This is a genomic window from Microbacterium sp. SCN 69-37 (assembly GCF_001724435.1).
Lineage (GTDB): Bacteria > Actinomycetota > Actinomycetes > Actinomycetales > Microbacteriaceae > Microbacterium > Microbacterium laevaniformans.
Window position 1 is genome coordinate 1 of the sequence record NZ_MEEL01000044.1, and the last position, 16158, is coordinate 16158.

Consider the following 16158-nt stretch of genomic DNA (forward strand, 5'->3'; position numbering starts at 1 on the left):
GTCGAGCAGCTGCGAGAACAGCTCGCGCTCCTCGGCGATGTCGATCGCGGCGGGCGAGGTGCCGAGGATCGTGTACCCGGCCTCCTCGATGCCCTTCGCTAGGCCCAGCGGCGTCTGGCCGCCGAGCTGACAGACGACGCCCAGGATGGTTCCCGACTTCGCCTCGGCGTGCAGCACTTCGAGCACGTCCTCCAGCGTCAGCGGCTCGAAGTAGAGCCGGTCGCTCGTGTCGTAGTCGGTCGACACCGTCTCCGGGTTGCAGTTGACCATGATCGTCTCGTAGCCGGCATCCGAGAGGGCGAAGGAGGCGTGCACGCAGGAGTAGTCGAACTCGACGCCCTGACCGATGCGGTTGGGCCCCGAGCCGATGATGACGACCTTGGTGCGCTCGCTCGGCGTGACTTCGGTCTCGTGGTCGTAGCTCGAGTAGTGGTACGGCGTGAGCGCCGGGAACTCCCCCGCGCACGTGTCGACCGTCTTGTACACCGGGCGGATGCCGAGGCCATAGCGCACTCCGCGGATCTCCGCCTCCGTGACGCCGCGCAGCTGCGCGAGTTGGGCGTCGCTGAAGCCGTGCTCCTTCGCGAGACGCAGCGTCGCGGCATCCAGCTCGGGCGCCGCCTGCACGAACGCAGCGACCTCGTTGATGAGCGCCATCTGGTCCAGGAACCACGGGTCGATCTTCGTGGCCTCGAACGCCTGCTCGACGCTCGCGCCCTTGCGCATCGCCTGCTGGAGCGTCACGATGCGGCCGTCGGTCGGCGTCTTCGCGATCTCCAGCAGCTCCTCCACCGAGCGGGGCTCCTCGCCCCAGTGGAAGCTCGATCCGCGCTTCTCCAGCGAGCGCAACGCCTTCTGCAACGCCGTCGTGTAGTTGCGGCCGATGGCCATCGCCTCGCCCACCGACTTCATGGTGGTCGTCAGCGTCGCGTCGGCGTTCGGGAACTTCTCGAAGTTGAAGCGCGGCACCTTGACCACGACGTAGTCGAGCGTCGGCTCGAAGCTCGCCGGCGTCGCCTGGGTGATGTCGTTGGGGACCTCGTCGAGGCGGTAGCCGATGGCGAGCTTCGCGGCGAGCTTGGCGATCGGGAATCCCGTCGCCTTCGACGCGAGCGCCGACGAGCGCGAGACGCGCGGGTTCATCTCGATGACGATGATGCGTCCGGATGCCGGGTCGACGGCGAACTGGATGTTGCAGCCGCCGGTGTCCACGCCGACGGCGCGGATGATGTCGATGCCGATGTCACGGAGCTTCTGGTACTCGCGGTCGGTGAGAGTCAGCGCGGGGGCGACCGTGATCGAGTCGCCCGTGTGCACGCCGACGGGGTCGACGTTCTCGATCGAGCAGACGACGACCGTGTTGTCGGCCATGTCGCGCATCAGCTCGAGCTCGTACTCCTTCCACCCGAGGATCGACTCCTCCAGGAGCACCTCGGTGGTCGGCGAGTCGCGCAGGCCCGCGCCGCCGATGCGGCGGAGGTCGTCCTCGTTGTAGGCGAAGCCCGAGCCGAGGCCGCCCATTGTGAACGAGGGACGGACCACGAGCGGATAGCCGAGCTCGGCGGCGCCGGAGATCAGGTCGTCCATCGTGTGGCAGATGACGCTGCGGGCGACGTCGGCCCCGGCATCCAGCACGAGCTGCTTGAAGATCTGACGGTCCTCGCCCTTGCGGATGGCGTCGACCTTGGCGCCGATGAGCTCCACGCCGTACCTGTCGAGGATGCCCTGCTCGTGCAGCGCCATGGCGGCATTCAGCGCGGTCTGGCCGCCGAGGGTCGGCAGGATCGCGTCGGGCTTCTCCTTCTGGATGATCGTCTCGATCACGGCGGGCGTGATCGGCTCGATGTAGGTCGCGTCCGCGAAGTCGGGGTCGGTCATGATCGTCGCCGGGTTCGAGTTCACGAGGATGACGCGCACGCCCTCCTCGCGCAGCACGCGGCACGCCTGGGTTCCGGAGTAGTCGAACTCGCAGGCCTGACCGATCACGATCGGGCCGGAGCCGATGACGAGGACGCTCTTGATGTCGTCGCGCTTGGGCATCAGTTCTTGCCCTCTCCTTCGTGTCCCACTTCTTGCTGTGCGTGTCCCACTTCTGTCCCTTGATGTCCCGATTGGTGCTCTCCGGAGCCTGCGGAGGCAGCAGAAAGTGGGACATGGCTGGATGCCGCGGCGCGGTGCGACCGCACCATGTCGGCGAAGCGGTCGAAGAGGTAGTTGGCGTCGTGCGGGCCGCCGGCGGCCTCGGGGTGGTACTGCACGCTGAACGCCGGGATGTCGAGGGCGCGCAGCCCCTCCACGACATTGTCGTTGAGGCCGATGTGGCTCACCTCGACGCGGCCGTAGCCGTTCGGGCTGAGGGTTTCGCCGTCGAGTGGCGCGTCGACGGCGAACCCGTGGTTGTGCGCCGTGATCTCCACGCGCCCGGTCTGCTTGTCAAGCACGGGCTGGTTGATGCCGCGGTGGCCGAACGGCAGCTTGTACGTGCCGAAGCCGAGGGCACGGCCGAGCAGCTGGTTGCCGAAGCAGATGCCGAAGAACGGCAGACCGTCGTCGAGCACGTTGCGCAGCAGGGTGACGTGGTCGTCGGATGCCGCGGGGTCGCCCGGACCGTTCGAGTAGAAGACCGCCACCGGGTCGATCGCGCGGACCTCGTCGATCGTCGCCGACTGCGGCAGCACGTGCACGTCGAAGCCGCGGGCGGCGAGGTTGAGCACGGTCGCACGCTTGACGCCCAGGTCGAGCACGGCGAGGTTCCCGATCCTCTCGACGCCCTCGTCGGCCGGAGTGACCTCGACGTCGCTGACCGACACCTCCGCCGAGAGGTTCTGGCCGGCCATCTGGGGTGCTTCGCGGACGATGCGCAGCTGTTCCTCGGGGTCGAGCCGAGCGGCCTCGCCGGAGAACACACCGCCGCGCATCGAGCCCGACGAACGGAGCACGCGGGTGACGGCGCGCGTGTCGACGCCGGCGATGCCGACGATGCCGTCGCGGACGAGGGCGTCGTCGAGCGACTCGTCGGCGCGCCAGTTCGACACGACGCGTGAGGGGTCGCGCACGATGTAGCCGGCGACCCAGATGCGGCGCGACTCGGGGTCTTCGCCGTTCATCCCGGTGTTGCCGATGTGGGGAGCGGTCTGCAGCACGATTTGTCCTGCGTACGAGGGGTCGGTGAGGGTCTCCTGGTATCCGGTCATGCCGGTCGAGAAGACGACTTCGCCGAGGGTGGTGCCCCGCGCGCCGTAGGCGCGTCCGGGGTGGCGTGAGCCGTCTTCGAGGACGAGGACGGCAGGGTCGAGCAAGAAGGTCATGCGGCGTTTCCCGTCGATGGTGTGGAGGTCTGGTCCGGCGCGGTCGGGGTCGACGGCGGCAGGATGGCGATGATCGCAGCGGCGAGGCCCTGAGCGGACCCGTCCTGCGGGCGGAGGTAGCTGTCGACCGTCTCGGTGGCGCCGTCGGCGCCGTCCGCGCGCCACGTGAGGCGGACGAGGCCGCCCGGCTCGACGACGCGGTCGATGGCGGTGTTCGCGAGACCGACCGACACGATGCGCTCGGTGCTCAGGAACATCCGCGGCTGGCCGACGAGGTCCAGCGCCACGCCGCGGTCGGTGACCGTGACGTCGACGCGCGAGCGGAAGCCCAGTCCGCGGATGGCGAGTCGTTCGAGCGCCTCGCCGTGCCGGGTCGTGGCGACGTAGAAGCCGGTCGACACGGTCTGGACGGCAGCGGCATCCGGCACCTCCCCGAAGGGGGCGGTGATCCCGGCATCCCGCCGCGATCGTCGTCGCCAGGCGAATGCTCCCAGCGCCAGCAGGGCGACTGCGACCGCGATCATGACGAGCAGGGCGCCTTCCCGGGTCATGCCGACACCTCCCCCATGCTCTCGGCCACGACGCCGTTGGCGACGGTCGCGGCTCCGCGGAAGAACGTCGAGCGCACCTCGCCCGGAAGCTCCCGTCCGAGGTAGGGCGAGTTGACGCTCCGGCCCCGCAGGTCGTCGCGGCCGAACGTCCGCGTCGGGGCGGGGTCGTACAGCGTGAGGGATGCCGCAGCTCCCACCGCCAGCGGCGTGCCGGCGTCGTCGAGCCGTCCGATGCGCGCCGGGGCGGCCGACATCACGCGGGCCACGTCGTCCCAGGACAGCATCCCCGTCTGCACCATCGCCTGGTGCACGACGCGCAGGGCGGATTCCAGCCCGACCATGCCGTTGGCCGCCGCCTGCCACTCGCACGACTTCGCCTCCGCCGGATGCGGCGCGTGGTCGGTCGCGACGATGTCGATCGTGCCGTCCGCGAGGCCTTCGCGCACCGCCTGCACGTCCTCGTCGCGGCGCAGCGGCGGGTTGACCTTGTAGCGGGCGTCATAGCCGCGCACGAGCTCCTCGGTCAGCAGCAGGTGGTGGGGGGTGACTTCGGCGGTCACGTTCACCCCGCGCTTCTTTGCCCACCGGATGATGTCGACCGAACCGGCCGTCGAGAGGTGGCACACGTGCAGACGCGAGCCGACGTGCTCGGCGAGAAGGACGTCACGGGCGATGATCGACTCCTCGGCGACCGCCGGCCATCCGGTCAGGCCGAGCTCGGCCGACACGGAGCCCTCGTTCATCTGGGCGCCCTCGGTCAAGCGGGGGTCCTGCGCGTGCTGGGCGACGACGCCGTCGAATGCCTTCACGTATTCGAGTGCGCGACGCATGATGAGCGGGTCGAAGACGCAGAAGCCGTCGTCGCTGAAGACGCGCACGCGGGCCCGCGAGGACGCCATCGCACCGAGCTCCGCGAGCCGCTCGCCCTTCTGGCCGACGGTCACGGCGCCGATCGGCTGGACGTGGACGTATCCCGCCGCCTCGCCCAGCGCGAGCTCCTGCTCGACGACGCCGGCTGTGTCCGCGACGGGCGAGGTGTTCGGCATGGCGAAAACGGTCGTGAATCCGCCGGCGGCCGCTGCGCGTGAGCCGGTGAGCACCGTCTCCGACGCCTCGTAGCCGGGCTCGCGCAAGTGCACGTGCAGATCGACCAGGCCCGGCAGGGCGATCAGGCCGTCGGCATCCACGATGTCGGCGCCGGCGCGGCTCAGGCCGCTGCCGACCTGACTGATCCGGCCGTCTTCGAGAAGGAGATCCGTCGTCGCCCCGTCGCCGACACGGGCCCCGCGGATGATCGTCGGGCGCGCCGAGGGGTGTCGAACCGTCACGGGGTGTGCTCCTCTGCGTTCGTGTCGCGCTCGCCGGAACGTTCTCCGGCCAGCACCAGGTACAGCACCGCCATCCGCACCGACACGCCGTTCGCGACCTGCTCCAGCACGGTCGATCGTGGGGAATCGGCGGCGTCGGCGGAGATCTCCAAGCCCCGGTTCATGGGGCCCGGGTGCATCACAATGCTACCGTCCGCGAGAGTGGCCAGACGCCTCGCGTCCAGTCCCCATCGACGGGAATACTCCCGTTCAGTCGGGAAATATGCCGCGTTCATGCGTTCCAGCTGGATTCGCAGCATCATGACAGCGTCAGGCCGGGCGGACAGCGCCTCGTCGAGGTCGTAGACGACGCGAGCCGGCCACCGCGACACGTCCTGTGGAACCAGCGTCGGCGGAGCGACGAGGGTGACCTGGGCTCCGAGCGTGTGCAGCAGCCACACGTTGGAGCGGGCCACGCGCGAGTGCAGGATGTCCCCCACGATCGCGACCCGCACACCGGCGAGGTCGCGGCCACGGCTGTCGTCGCCGAAGCGGCGCTTGCGGATGGTGAACGCGTCCAGGAGCGCTTGCGTAGGGTGCTCGTGGGTGCCGTCTCCGGCGTTGACGACGCCGGCGGTGATCCAGCCGCTGGTCGCGAGCGTCTGCGGAGCACCGGAGGCGCCGTGACGGATGACCACGGCATCCGCGCCCATCGCCTGCAGCGTCTGGGCGGTGTCCTGCAGGGACTCGCCCTTGCTGACGCTCGATCCCTTGGCCGAGAAGTTGATCACGTCGGCCGACAGGCGCTTCGCGGCGGCCTCGAACGAGATGCGGGTGCGGGTGGAGTCCTCGAAGAACAGGTTGACGACCGTCTTGCCGCGCAGGGTCGGCAGTTTCTTGATCTCGCGCGACTGGGTGTCGCGCATGTCTTCGGCGACGTCGAGGATGCGCAGGGCATCCTCGCGGGAGAGCGTCCGGGTGTCGAGCAGGTGCCTCATGACGCGATCGTCACCTCTTCGATGCCGTCGACCTCGGCCAGGTGCACGTTGACCCGCTCGCTGCGTGCACTCGGCAGGTTCTTGCCGACGAAGTCGGGCCGGATCGGCAGCTCGCGGTGCCCGCGGTCGACGAGGATCGCGAGCCGCACGGCGGCCGGCCGGCCGATGTCGCCGAGCGCGTCGAGGGCCGCACGGATGCTGCGTCCGGAGAAGAGCACGTCGTCAACCAGGACGATGGTCTTGCCGTCGACGCCTCCGGCCGGGATCTGCGTCGGGCGGGGAGTCCGCGTGGGATTGCGGTGCAGGTCGTCGCGGTACATCGTGACGTCGAGGGCACCGACCGGCACGGAGGTGCCGGAGATGTCGCCGAGGAGAGCGCCGATGCGTCCGGCGAGCGTCACTCCCCGGGTCGGGATGCCGAGGAGGACGAGATCATCGGCCCCCTTGTTGGACTCCAGGATCTCGTGGGAGATCCGAGTCAGTGCGCGGGCGATGTCGGCTGTCTGCATCACGGTACGCGTGTTACCGGTGCTCATCCGCCGCTCCCTTCTCCGCCTCTCTGGACGGTGTTAAAGGTTGCTGTGGTTCGGTCCCACTCTACCCGAACCGGGCGGCGCCTCAGGTTGTGGGTCTCCCCGGCGCGATCGCGCGCCGCACGCCGGCGCGGGCGGCGGTGAGGGCGAGGACCAGCAGCGTCACCGACCAGAACGACGCCGCGCGCAGGCGTGTGACGTCCACGAGGTGCAGCGGGTCGATTCTCATGTCACAGCTCCCCTCGCGCACCCGGGCGCAGTGGTCGCGCTCACTCTAGGGCAGGCCGATGAATCGCATGAGAACACTCTCACGCGACATGTGATGTTTTCTCTCTCGATCTGGACTTTTCCAGCCTGTGATGTCGGAGGCCGTCGGCAGAATGGGGGTATGGACCTCCTCGCAGCACACCTCGACGACCTGCGGTCGCAGGCCGCCATGATGCTGCGCGGAGCGTCGGAGGATCGCGTCTTCGAGCGGGCGAGCGAGAGTGAGCTCGCTCGGCAGATCGCCGCCATCGCCGAGGTCGGCCGGTTGCTCGAGGCGCTCCTGATCGACGCGACCGGCGAGGTCATGCGACGCTCGGACAACCCCGTGCGTGACGAGCGGATGACCTCGCACCTCGGATGCCGCGACGTCACGCAGCTGCTGCAGACGCTCACGCGGATCGAGCCGCGGTCGGCCGCGCGGTTGCAGCGGGCGGCCGCAGCGGTGCGGTCCGATGTGTCGCCGACGACTGGTGAGGTGCTCGAGGCACCCTTCCCATCCGTGCGCGCGGCGATGGTCGACGGCGTCATCGGCGTCGACGGCATTCTGGCGATCACGGGTCCGCTCCAGCAGACAGCGCCGCGCGTCTCCGCTGCCGCGCGGAGGGATGCCGCGGACATCGTTGTCGCCGAGGCGCGCGGTGAGGGCCCGGATGCCGCACCGCCCGCGTGTGCCGAACTCCTGCGCATCCACGCGCAGACCTGGGCTCTCGCTCTCGACCAGGACGGCGCCGAGCCGCGCGAGCGGATCGCGGAGCGGACGCGCTCGGTCGTGCTCGGGGTGGCCACCGCGGGTGGAGTTCCGATCCGCGGAACGCTCTTGCCGGAGGTGGCCGCGCAGCTGCAGACGATCTTCGATGCGCACCTGTCCCCCGCCGTCGCCTTCGACGATCCCGCCGCGACGGACGATGAGCCGCTCCCGGCCCGTGACGACCGGACTCGTGCGCAGAAACAGCACGATGCGCTCGCTGCGGCGCTCGGCGTTGCGGCATCCAGCGGCCTCCTGCCGACGATCGGCGGACATGCGCCGACTCTCGTGGTCTCCGTCGACGCCGACGATCTCGTCGCGGGTACGGGCTTCGCGCACGCGCAGGGATGCGATCAGCCGGTCGACGTGGCGGCCGCCCGTCACATCGCGTGCGCGGGTGCCGTCCAGCGCATCAGCAGCCGGGCAGACGGCAGGATCGTCGCCATCGGCATCGAGGAGCGCGTCTTCAACCGGCACCAGCGTCGCGCGATCGCACTTCGCGACGGCGGGTGCATCATCCCCGGCTGCGGCGTTCCTGCCGGTTGGTGCGAGATCCACCACGTCACCGAACATGCCCGGGGCGGTCCCACGCACACCGACAACGGCGTCCTGTTGTGCTGGTACCACCACCGGTTCCTTGACCGGGTCGGGTGGCAGATCCGCATGAACGGCGGGGTTCCCGAGGTCAGAGCCCCACCGTGGCACGGCACCGATCACCGCTGGCGCGTCGTCACCACCTCGCCGGTACGGCTCAAGAAACGTGCGAAACGCATTCTGACGACGTGAACGCGCCTCGGCGAGGTATCAGGCGGTGCGCGCCGATGCCGTCTCGACGACGCGCGACGCGCGGATCGGGTGGCCCGGTGCGGTGAGGCACTGCCCGCTCGCCAGATCCCACTTCCAGTCGTGGAGGGCGCAGGTGAGCACGCCGTCCTCGATCTTGCCGGTCTTGGTGAGGTCGGCGCGCAGGTGAGGGCAGCGGCGCTGGACGGTCCACTCGCCGATCTCGGCGTCCTCGGTCTGATCGGACTGCTCCGCATACCAGTTCTCGACGTACTCGATGCGGTCGCGGGACAGGCACTTCAGGAAGGTCGTGAGGAACTCGTTGAACTTGCCGCTGCGGCCGACCTCGAACTGCATCGACAGGAAGATCGAGTTCGACCAGTCGATCTCGTGATCACGGATGTTGGTGGAGACGAGATCGGCGGGGATCGTGTACCAGTAGATGCACTCCTCCCCCGCGTACTCCCGCACCTTCGCCTTGGGGAAGTCGACGAGCATGTCGAGCTCGCCGATGCGGAAGCGGACGTTGCCGCCGACGCCGGTGCGGATCGTGCGGGCGCGACGCAGCAGCGGCTCCCACCATTCCTGCAACGCGGCGAGCATCTCATCCGGTGCCATCGGCTCGGCCCGCGTCTCGATCTCCGCGATGACCTCCGCTTGGCGGCTGTCGCGCTGCTCGGCGAGGTACGCCCACTTGTCGTCGAAGACCCGGTCGATCTCATCCGGCGTGTAGAGGGTCTGCGTGATCTCGATCGTGCCACCGTTGAGGTCGACCTGCGTGCCGGGCACGAACTCGTAGCCCTTCTGATCGGGCCGCTCTGCGCGCATGTGGGCGAGGAACTGACGCTGATCGGTGAAGATCGAGTCGTCCTCCAGACCCCACCCGTTGAAGCGGAACAGGTCTTCGCGCAGGAACATCGGCGGGCCGGCCATGGGGAAGACGTGCTCGGCATCCACCTTCTCGATGTAGTACATCGCGCGCTTGTTCTGCGCGTCGCGCTTCAGCTGCGCGAAGTGCTGCTTCGAGTCCTGCGGCAAGTCGTAGACCATCGGCCACCAGATCGCGCCGGAGACCTGCGTGAAGTACGCGTCGGGCTTGGAGAACGAGAGCAGGCGCTCGAGGTCGAGCGGGTGCGAGTCGTTCTGGTTGAGGATGCTCGCGGTGCCGTCGTCGACGCTCAGCGACGAGTCGCCGATCGGGCCGTCGCTCGGCGCACGCAGCGGCGTCACCATGATCTTCAGGCCGCCGGGATACTCCAGAGTCTGCCCCGCCTGGGTGTAGACGATGTTGTCGTAGCCGAGGCGGCGCAGGTCCACTTCGAGGTCATCCGTCGGGTACTCCGGGAGCAGGACGCGAATGTCCTTCGGCACGTACCGTTCCAGCAGCGCCGGGTCGAAGTGATCGCGGTGGCGGTGCGAGATGTAGAGGAAGTCGGCTTTCCCGAAGCGCTCCCAGTCCAGGCCGCGGTTGTCGGGGAACGGGAACCACGAGCCGAAGAAGCTCGGACCCATCACGGGGTCGCAGAGGACGCTGCCGCCCGTCGTCTCGATGAACATTCCGGCGTGGCCGAGGCCTGTGATCCGCATGGGTCCTCCTGGTCGAACAGCTCCCGAGTCTACGCGTGGGAGCCTGAGCCGCCGCTCAGGCGGTGCGGGCGATTCAGGGTGCAGAGAGGCCGAGGCGGGGGTAGAGGCGTGCAAGCCCCTCCGCGAGACCGCCCTCGAGCGCGTCGACGACGTGTCCGGCGCCGGGGACGACATAGCTGTCGACATTCCAGCGGGCCTTCGCCGCTGCGGCGGCACCCTGGCGAGCCTGGTCGACATAGGCCGGGTCGTTCTGGCCCGCGGTGAACAATGCCCACTCATTCGGGTACCCGCCCGTGTGGGAGGTCAGGATGCTTGTCGGCTTGGCAGCCTCATATGCCGCGGGTGAGCCGCCGAATGCATCCGCGATCGTCCCGTCGGGATGCTCCGATCCGGGAACGATCTCACCGCTGACCGAGAGCAGGTTGCCCCAGATATCGGGGTGCTCGGCGGCGTACTTGAAGGCGCAGCCACCCCCGTTGGAGTATCCGACGATCGTCCACTGACTGGGATCCTGCTGAACCGGAAGCGTGCGCGCGAAGGCGACCACGTCGTGCGTGACGTAAGTCTCCACGTTGCCGTAGACCGTCGAGTCCGCACACGCAGGGTCCTTGTTGGGGTCGCCGAGCTGGTCGACGACGAGGACATAGGGCGTGTCTCCCAAAGGTTTGGGCTGGTCGCTGGAACGCTCGGTGTGTGTCTCGAACGGAGTTGCTGACTGATGCGCAGTGGGAGCTGATTGCTCCGTTGATGCCGTCCTCGCAGGGGCGTCGTGGTCGGCCGTTCGCCGATCATCGCACCGTGGTGGAGGGCATCATCTATCGCTACCGGACCGGGATCGCGTGGCGGGACTTACCCGGGTGCTTCGGGCCGTGGCAGACGGTGTGGAAGCGGCACCGCCGCTTCAGCGGTGATGGGACGTGGGACAAGATCCACAGCGTCCTGCTGGCCCATGCCGACGCCGCCGGGCTGATCGACTGGGAAGTCTCGGTGGACTCCACGATCAACCGCGCCCATCAGCACGCCACCAACCTGCCCCGGGACACAGGGGGACCTGACGAATTACACGAATCTGCGCATCGAGCCGCCTGATCACGCCATCGGCCGCTCCCGCGGCGGCCTGTCGACGAAGATCCACCACCTGTGCGACGGGAACATGCGGCCGCTGGTGATGCTGCTCGGGCCCGGGCAGGGCGGGGACTCCCCGATGTTCGAGCACGTGATGAACGCCCTGCGGGTACCGCGCCTGGGTGGGGGCCGGCCACGCACCAGGCCCGACCGGGCGCTGGGTGACAAGGCTTACTCTTCCCGGGCCAACCGCAAGCTGTTGCGCCGGCGCGGCATCCAGGCCGTCATCCCCGAACGCGATGATCAGATCGCCAACCGCAAGCGCCGCGGCGCCAAGGGTGGTCGCCCGGTCACCTACGACACCGAGGCCTACAAGCGCCGCAACGTCGTCGAGCGCGGATTCAACATCTTCAAGCAATGGCGCGCCTTGGCCACCCGCTACGACAAACTCGCCCTGACCTATCGCGGCGGCGTCGTCCTACGCGCCATCACCATCTGGCTCAAGGCTTTAAGAGACACGCCCTAGGGGGCGAGCCCCTTGTTGTGCTGGGCCTGCGCGTCGAGGATCTTCGCGATGTACTGCGGATCTGGATCACCGGGCTGGCCGAGCATCATGATCACGAGTGGCAGCCGAGGCGGGTGAGCGGTGCGGGCAGCCGGAGGCTTGTAGATGCGGCCATGCGTGCCGCGAAGCCGGATTGCGTCGCGGGGATGTCGATCGTCCCCTGTTCCCCGGTGGAGGGCATGTCGGCGGGGGCCTGCCACGTCTGGTAGAGCGGCCCGTCCGCCTCGGATCCGCCGGTGACGCTCACGGGCCGGTTGATCTGAATATGAAAGAAACTCGCGATCGTCGGATTCAAGCCGTAGTACGCGTTGATACCGAGCGTCGTGGTCAACAGGAACACGGGAATCGACAGCGTGGCCGTCAGGCGACGTCGTCTGTCTGCCTTCCAGAGGTTCGCGACGGCGACCGCCACCGCGGCGAGACCCGCCGCACCCCACGAGATCGCCTGCCACGGCAGTGGCATGCCGAAGAGGTTCGTCTTCCGGGCGAAGAGAGCGAAGGCGGCGGCCGTGCCCGCTCCGGCGACCATCGCGATCACCGCCCACATCGGCCAGCGCGAAGGCCGGAGGGACGATCGCCGGCGGATGAGGAGGAAGAGGGCGAGACCGGCGCTGACGACGCAGAGGACACCGATCAACCACGGTTCGTCGATGCGGAACTCGAGAATGGGTGTCACTGGTCGTCCTCCCCAGTCTACGCCCGCACCGCCTGAACCGCCGCTCAGGCGGTGCGGGCGATGCGCCCGAGGACCCCGTGCACGAACGAACCCGAGTCGTCGGTCGAGAACTCCTTCGCGAGTTCCACGGCCTCGTCGATCACGACCGCGGCCGGCACCTCGTCGTTGAACATCAGCTCCCACACCGCCAGCCGCAGGATCGCCCGGTCGACCGCCGGCATCCGCTCGATCTTCCAATCGCGCGCGTGGGTGACGATCTGCTCGTCGATGTCGTCGCGGTTGTCGATCACGCCGTCGACGATCTCGCGCGCGTACAGCCACGAGGCTTCGCGAGCGGGTTCATTCGCCGCGCGCTTCGCCTCCGCGGCGAGGGTGACCGCAAGCTCATCGCCGCGGACGTCGGACTGGAAGAGGATGTCGAGGGCGCGCTTGCGCGCCTTGGACCGTGCGCTCATCGCTTCGAAGACCGCTCGTCAGTTGACGCGGCCGAGGTAGTCGCCCGTGCGGGTGTCGACCTTGACCTTCGTGCCGGTCTCCAGGAACAGCGGCACCTGGATCTCGTAGCCGGTCTCCACGGTGGCGGGCTTGGTTCCCGCCGACGAGCGGTCGCCCTGCAGGCCCGGCTCGGTGTAGGTGATCTCCAGCACGACGGAGGCCGGCAGCTCGATGTAGAGCGGGTTGCCGTTGTTGAGGGCGATCTGCACCTGCTGGTTCTCCAGCAGGAAGTTCGCGGCATCGCCCACCGTTGCGGCGCCGACCGTGATCTGGTCGTAGTCGGCCACATCCATGAAGACGAAGCCCTCGCCGTCGTTGTAGAGGTAGGTGAAGTCACGGCGGTCGACGTTCTCGATCTCGACCTTGGCGCCCGCGTTGAACGTCTTGTCGACAACCTTGCCGGTCATGACGTTCTTCAGCTTGGTGCGCACGAACGCACCGCCCTTGCCAGGCTTGACGTGCTGGAACTCCACGACGCTCCAGAGCTGTCCGTCGATGCTGAGGACGACGCCGTTCTTGATGTCTGCGGTCGATGCCATGAGTGTGGAATGTCCGTTCGTTGAAGAAGCGGCCGAGCGGCCGACACCCGATTCTACGGGATGCCGCCCGCTCAGCCGCTGTCTGCCGGTCGAGCGATCAGGCGTACTTGTAGAAGCCTTCGCCAGTGGCGACGCCCAGCAGGCCCTTGTCGATGTAGTTCTCCTTGAGCCACGCGGCGATCTTCGGGTCGCCCGAAGGACCGTGGGTGAGGATGTTGTACGGCGTGGTCAGACCGATCATGTCGAGGATCTGGAAAGGGCCCATGGGCGCACCGGTGGCGATCCGCCACGTCCAGTCGATGTCTTCGACCTCGGCGTAGCCGCCGCCGGCGAGCCCCATGGCGGCGTTCAGCAGCGGCACGAGGAGGGTGTTGAGCACGTAGCCCGCCTTCTCCTTGTGGATCGGGATGGGAACCATGCCGATGTCGCCCGCGAACCGCACGATCTGATCGAACACGGCGGGGTCGGTCTGGGGCGTTCCCATAACCTCGCCGGTGTTGAACTTCCACACCCGGTTCGCGAAGTGCAGCGCCAAGAAGCGCTCCGGGCGACCGGTCCACTCGACCAGGTCGCTCGGCAGCAGGGTCGAGGAGTTGGTCGCGAAGATGGTCTCTGCGGGAGCGAGCTGGGCGAGCTTCTCGTAGGTCTCGCGCTTGACGTCGAGGATCTCGGGAACGGCCTCGATGATGAGGTCGGCCTGAGCCGCTTCGGCGAGATCGGTCGTGAGCGTCAGCCGACCGAGGGTCTCGTCGGCCTTTCCGCGGGCGGCGCCGGGAACCTCGGCCTTGTAGGTCGCGACGAGACGCTGAAAGCGCTCCTTCGCGGCGGCGAGAGCCTCGTCGCTGATGTCGTAGGCGATCACGTCGAAGCCGCTGTATGCGGTCTGGAACGCGATCTGCGAGCCGAGCACGCCGGTGCCCAGCACGGCGACGGTGGTGATGTCACTCATGGTGATCTCCTTCTGGCGGGGTACCGCCTTCATATGCACTCTCGTGCGGGCGCGGCGGGGTGGACGCGTCGGGATAAGCCTCGGCGTGCGCGCCGGCGACGATCTGCGCGATCTGCGCGCGGAGATCGGCGGCGTCGCGACCGAGCCCCAGGCTCGGTTGCACGAGGAAGATGTGTGTGGCGGCGAAGATCGAGCGGGCCGCGACCCGGGCCGATGCGGCGGCCGACCTCGGCGCGACGATCTCGGCGATACGCCGCTCGAGGTCGTCGATCACGCGCAGGCCCTCGCGCCGGTAACGCCCCGCCGTGCTGTCGCCGAACAAGAGTTCGCGCTGGTAGAGGGCGGTGTCTCGGGGCGTCAGCGCCGCGGCGTGCAGGAGGGGCCGCAACAGAGCGGCGACCGCCTCGACGGGGTCCCCGACCGTCGCCGCAGCACGCGCACCCGCGTCGATGGCCGCGGCGAGGCGCTCGTTGAACACCGCGAGCAGCAGCTCGGCCTTGCTGTCGGCGTAGCGGAATACAGTGCCGGCGGCGACGTCGGCACGGTCGGCGATCTGCTGCGTCGTGACACCGGCGTAGCCGTGTTCGTCGAACAGCTCCGCGGCGGCGAGCAAGATGCGCCGACTCTTGTCGGCCATGTTGCGCTCGCGGCGCGAGATCGATTCACTCACATATTGATCATACTCATTAATGAGTGCACTCAGTCCGTTTGGACCGAACCGGGTGAATCCATCACTGGGCGGTAGCGGCGCTCAGATCTGCCTCGCGGTACCACGTGTCGACGTAGGGCGGGTTCTGCGTGGCGAACAGGCGCTCGTACGCCGTGTTGTCGAGGTTCACCGCGGCGCCGGCGTCGGTGGTGACGGGCGTCGCCGGGCTCACACCCTTCGGGCAGTAATAGGCGACGAAGCCGCCGTCCGAACCGATGGTGACCGTGAGGCACGGAGCGCCCTCGTCGTTGGTCGCGTCTCCCACGGTGGCTCCATCGGTGGTCTTGCCGTCTTCGATGGTCATGCACGTGGCCGAGTCCGACGCGCGGCACCACGTTCCGTCGAGGTCGGCGCGGGTGGGTGCGGCGGGCGTGCTCGAGGTGGACGGTGTGGGAGTCGCCGTGGCGGTGTGGGTCGGGGTCGCCACGGCGGAGGGCGCGCTCGACGAGGCATCCGTGGCGGCATCACCCGCAGAGGCACAGACGCCCAGGGTGAGTGCGGCGGCGACGAGGAACATGGCAGCGGGGGTCCGACGAATGTTCATGGCGGCGACGGTATACGCCTTCGAGCACGTGGGGGCATCCCCTTGCGTCGCGCGCGGATCGTGCTGCCGCTCAGCCGTCGGCGCGTCCTGAGATGACATCGATCAGCAGCGCCGTGGCACGCGCGTAGCCGGCCACTCCCTCGCCGACGACGTGCACGACCGCCACGTCGGCGACGTAGGAGTGGTGACGGAACTCCTCGCGCTCGGCGATGTTGCTGATGTGCACCTCGGCGACCGGCAGAGCGACCCCCGACAGCGCGTCGCGCAGGATCACGGAAGTATGCGTGAGCCCACCGGGGTTGATGACGATCCCCGCGCAGGTCGTGCGCGCCTCGTGGATCGCATCGATCAGCACACCCTCGTGGTTGCTCTGCACGGCCGTCATCTCGAACCCGCGTGCGGCCGCGGCATCCCGCACCGTCCGCTCGACATCGGCGAGGGTGTCATGCCCGTAGAAGGCGGGTTCGCGTACGCCGAGCAGGTTCAGATTCGGGCCGTTGACGAGCAGCAGGCGGCGAGGCGTGGTCACTCCTGCAC

General features: G+C 68.5%; 18 protein-coding genes. 2 read left to right on the forward strand and 16 right to left on the reverse strand.

Annotated features, from left to right (window positions below):
* The 7 genes from carB to ABS64_RS12500 form a co-directional block, all read right to left on the reverse strand.
* Positions 1 to 2040: carbamoyl-phosphate synthase large subunit (gene carB, locus ABS64_RS12470; protein ID WP_292683899.1), on the reverse strand; the 2040-nt coding region annotated here is incomplete at its 3' end.
* Positions 2040 to 3308 (reverse strand): glutamine-hydrolyzing carbamoyl-phosphate synthase small subunit, encoded by a 1269-nt coding sequence (gene carA / locus ABS64_RS12475; protein ID WP_292683901.1) that lies wholly within the window; start codon positions 3306 to 3308, stop codon positions 2040 to 2042. The genes carB and carA, both read right to left, overlap by 1 nt.
* Positions 3305 to 3859, reverse strand: coding sequence for a hypothetical protein (locus ABS64_RS12480; protein WP_036289454.1), 555 nt, complete (start codon positions 3857 to 3859; stop codon positions 3305 to 3307). Before ABS64_RS12480 ends, carA begins: the two co-directional genes overlap by 4 nt.
* The gene (locus tag ABS64_RS12485) at positions 3856 to 5187 is read right to left on the reverse strand and encodes a dihydroorotase (protein ID WP_197017294.1); all 1332 of its coding nucleotides are present in this window, start codon (positions 5185 to 5187) and stop codon (positions 3856 to 3858) included. The genes ABS64_RS12480 and ABS64_RS12485 overlap by 4 nt, the downstream gene beginning before the upstream one ends.
* Positions 5184 to 6164, reverse strand: a complete 981-nt coding sequence (locus tag ABS64_RS12490; RefSeq protein ID WP_036289452.1) for an aspartate carbamoyltransferase catalytic subunit — start codon at positions 6162 to 6164, stop codon at positions 5184 to 5186. Before ABS64_RS12490 ends, ABS64_RS12485 begins: the two co-directional genes overlap by 4 nt.
* Positions 6161 to 6700, reverse strand: a complete 540-nt coding sequence (pyrR, locus tag ABS64_RS12495) for a bifunctional pyr operon transcriptional regulator/uracil phosphoribosyltransferase PyrR (protein WP_036289450.1) — start codon at positions 6698 to 6700, stop codon at positions 6161 to 6163. Before pyrR ends, ABS64_RS12490 begins: the two co-directional genes overlap by 4 nt.
* Positions 6701 to 6782: 82 nt before the next feature.
* A complete protein-coding gene (locus ABS64_RS12500) occupies positions 6783 to 6926 on the reverse strand; it encodes a hypothetical protein (protein WP_155947559.1) in 144 nt (47 codons plus the stop codon).
* 159 nt (positions 6927 to 7085) lie between these two features.
* Between ABS64_RS12500 and ABS64_RS12505 the strand changes: the two genes are divergently transcribed.
* Positions 7086 to 8495 carry an HNH endonuclease signature motif containing protein gene (locus ABS64_RS12505; RefSeq protein WP_292683907.1) on the forward strand — a complete coding sequence of 470 codons (1410 nt, stop codon included), beginning with the start codon at positions 7086 to 7088 and terminating at the stop codon, positions 8493 to 8495.
* Positions 8496 to 8513: 18 nt separating this feature from the next.
* On the opposite strand, the gene ABS64_RS12510 is transcribed toward ABS64_RS12505, so the two are convergent.
* Positions 8514 to 10079 (reverse strand): Rieske 2Fe-2S domain-containing protein, encoded by a 1566-nt coding sequence (locus ABS64_RS12510; protein ID WP_292683909.1) that lies wholly within the window; start codon positions 10077 to 10079, stop codon positions 8514 to 8516.
* 73 nt (positions 10080 to 10152) lie between these two features.
* The gene (locus tag ABS64_RS12515; RefSeq protein ID WP_292683911.1) at positions 10153 to 10740 is read right to left on the reverse strand and encodes an alpha/beta hydrolase-fold protein; all 588 of its coding nucleotides are present in this window, start codon (positions 10738 to 10740) and stop codon (positions 10153 to 10155) included.
* 32 nt (positions 10741 to 10772) lie between these two features.
* Between ABS64_RS12515 and ABS64_RS12520 the strand changes: the two genes are divergently transcribed.
* Positions 10773 to 11670 (forward strand): IS5 family transposase gene (locus ABS64_RS12520; RefSeq protein ID WP_156172673.1). Its coding sequence is split into 2 segments (ribosomal slippage): positions 10773 to 11132 and positions 11134 to 11670, totalling 897 coding nucleotides; the frame shifts between segments, so codons are not numbered across the junction.
* 91 nt (positions 11671 to 11761) lie between these two features.
* Here ABS64_RS12520 and ABS64_RS12525 read toward each other — a convergent pair.
* From ABS64_RS12525 to aroQ, 7 genes are all read right to left on the reverse strand, one after another.
* Positions 11762 to 12385 (reverse strand): hypothetical protein, encoded by a 624-nt coding sequence (locus ABS64_RS12525; RefSeq protein WP_292683916.1) that lies wholly within the window; start codon positions 12383 to 12385, stop codon positions 11762 to 11764.
* A gap of 44 nt (positions 12386 to 12429) precedes the next feature.
* On the reverse strand, positions 12430 to 12840 hold the full coding sequence (gene nusB / locus ABS64_RS12530; protein ID WP_036291068.1) for a transcription antitermination factor NusB: 411 nt from the start codon (positions 12838 to 12840) through the stop codon (positions 12430 to 12432).
* Positions 12841 to 12858: 18 nt separating this feature from the next.
* Positions 12859 to 13419 carry an elongation factor P gene (gene efp, locus ABS64_RS12535; RefSeq protein ID WP_036283795.1) on the reverse strand — a complete coding sequence of 187 codons (561 nt, stop codon included), beginning with the start codon at positions 13417 to 13419 and terminating at the stop codon, positions 12859 to 12861.
* A gap of 97 nt (positions 13420 to 13516) precedes the next feature.
* Positions 13517 to 14368, reverse strand: coding sequence for a 3-hydroxyacyl-CoA dehydrogenase (locus ABS64_RS12540; protein WP_196384332.1), 852 nt, complete (start codon positions 14366 to 14368; stop codon positions 13517 to 13519).
* Positions 14361 to 15038, reverse strand: coding sequence for a TetR/AcrR family transcriptional regulator (locus ABS64_RS12545; RefSeq protein WP_292683922.1), 678 nt, complete (start codon positions 15036 to 15038; stop codon positions 14361 to 14363). Before ABS64_RS12545 ends, ABS64_RS12540 begins: the two co-directional genes overlap by 8 nt.
* 61 nt (positions 15039 to 15099) lie before the next feature.
* Positions 15100 to 15621: a hypothetical protein gene (locus tag ABS64_RS12550; protein ID WP_292683924.1), complete on the reverse strand. Its 522-nt coding sequence runs from the start codon at positions 15619 to 15621 to the stop codon at positions 15100 to 15102.
* Between the two features lie 70 nt (positions 15622 to 15691).
* Positions 15692 to 16150: a type II 3-dehydroquinate dehydratase gene (gene aroQ, locus ABS64_RS12555; protein WP_292683926.1), complete on the reverse strand. Its 459-nt coding sequence runs from the start codon at positions 16148 to 16150 to the stop codon at positions 15692 to 15694.
* Positions 16151 to 16158: the final 8 nt, after the last annotated feature.

Coding starts and splice junctions, on each gene's coding strand:
- carA (WP_292683901.1), bottom strand. CDS start 3,308: ATGACCTTCTTGCTCGACCCTGCCGTCCTCGTCCTCGAAGACGGCTCA.
- ABS64_RS12480 (WP_036289454.1), bottom strand. CDS start 3,859: ATGACCCGGGAAGGCGCCCTGCTCGTCATGATCGCGGTCGCAGTCGCC.
- ABS64_RS12490 (WP_036289452.1), bottom strand. CDS start 6,164: ATGAGGCACCTGCTCGACACCCGGACGCTCTCCCGCGAGGATGCCCTG.
- pyrR (WP_036289450.1), bottom strand. CDS start 6,700: ATGAGCACCGGTAACACGCGTACCGTGATGCAGACAGCCGACATCGCC.
- ABS64_RS12500 (WP_155947559.1), bottom strand. CDS start 6,926: ATGAGAATCGACCCGCTGCACCTCGTGGACGTCACACGCCTGCGCGCG.
- ABS64_RS12505 (WP_292683907.1), top strand. CDS start 7,086: ATGGACCTCCTCGCAGCACACCTCGACGACCTGCGGTCGCAGGCCGCC.
- ABS64_RS12510 (WP_292683909.1), bottom strand. CDS start 10,079: ATGCGGATCACAGGCCTCGGCCACGCCGGAATGTTCATCGAGACGACG.
- nusB (WP_036291068.1), bottom strand. CDS start 12,840: ATGAGCGCACGGTCCAAGGCGCGCAAGCGCGCCCTCGACATCCTCTTC.
- efp (WP_036283795.1), bottom strand. CDS start 13,419: ATGGCATCGACCGCAGACATCAAGAACGGCGTCGTCCTCAGCATCGAC.
- ABS64_RS12540 (WP_196384332.1), bottom strand. CDS start 14,368: ATGAGTGACATCACCACCGTCGCCGTGCTGGGCACCGGCGTGCTCGGC.
- ABS64_RS12550 (WP_292683924.1), bottom strand. CDS start 15,621: ATGAACATTCGTCGGACCCCCGCTGCCATGTTCCTCGTCGCCGCCGCA.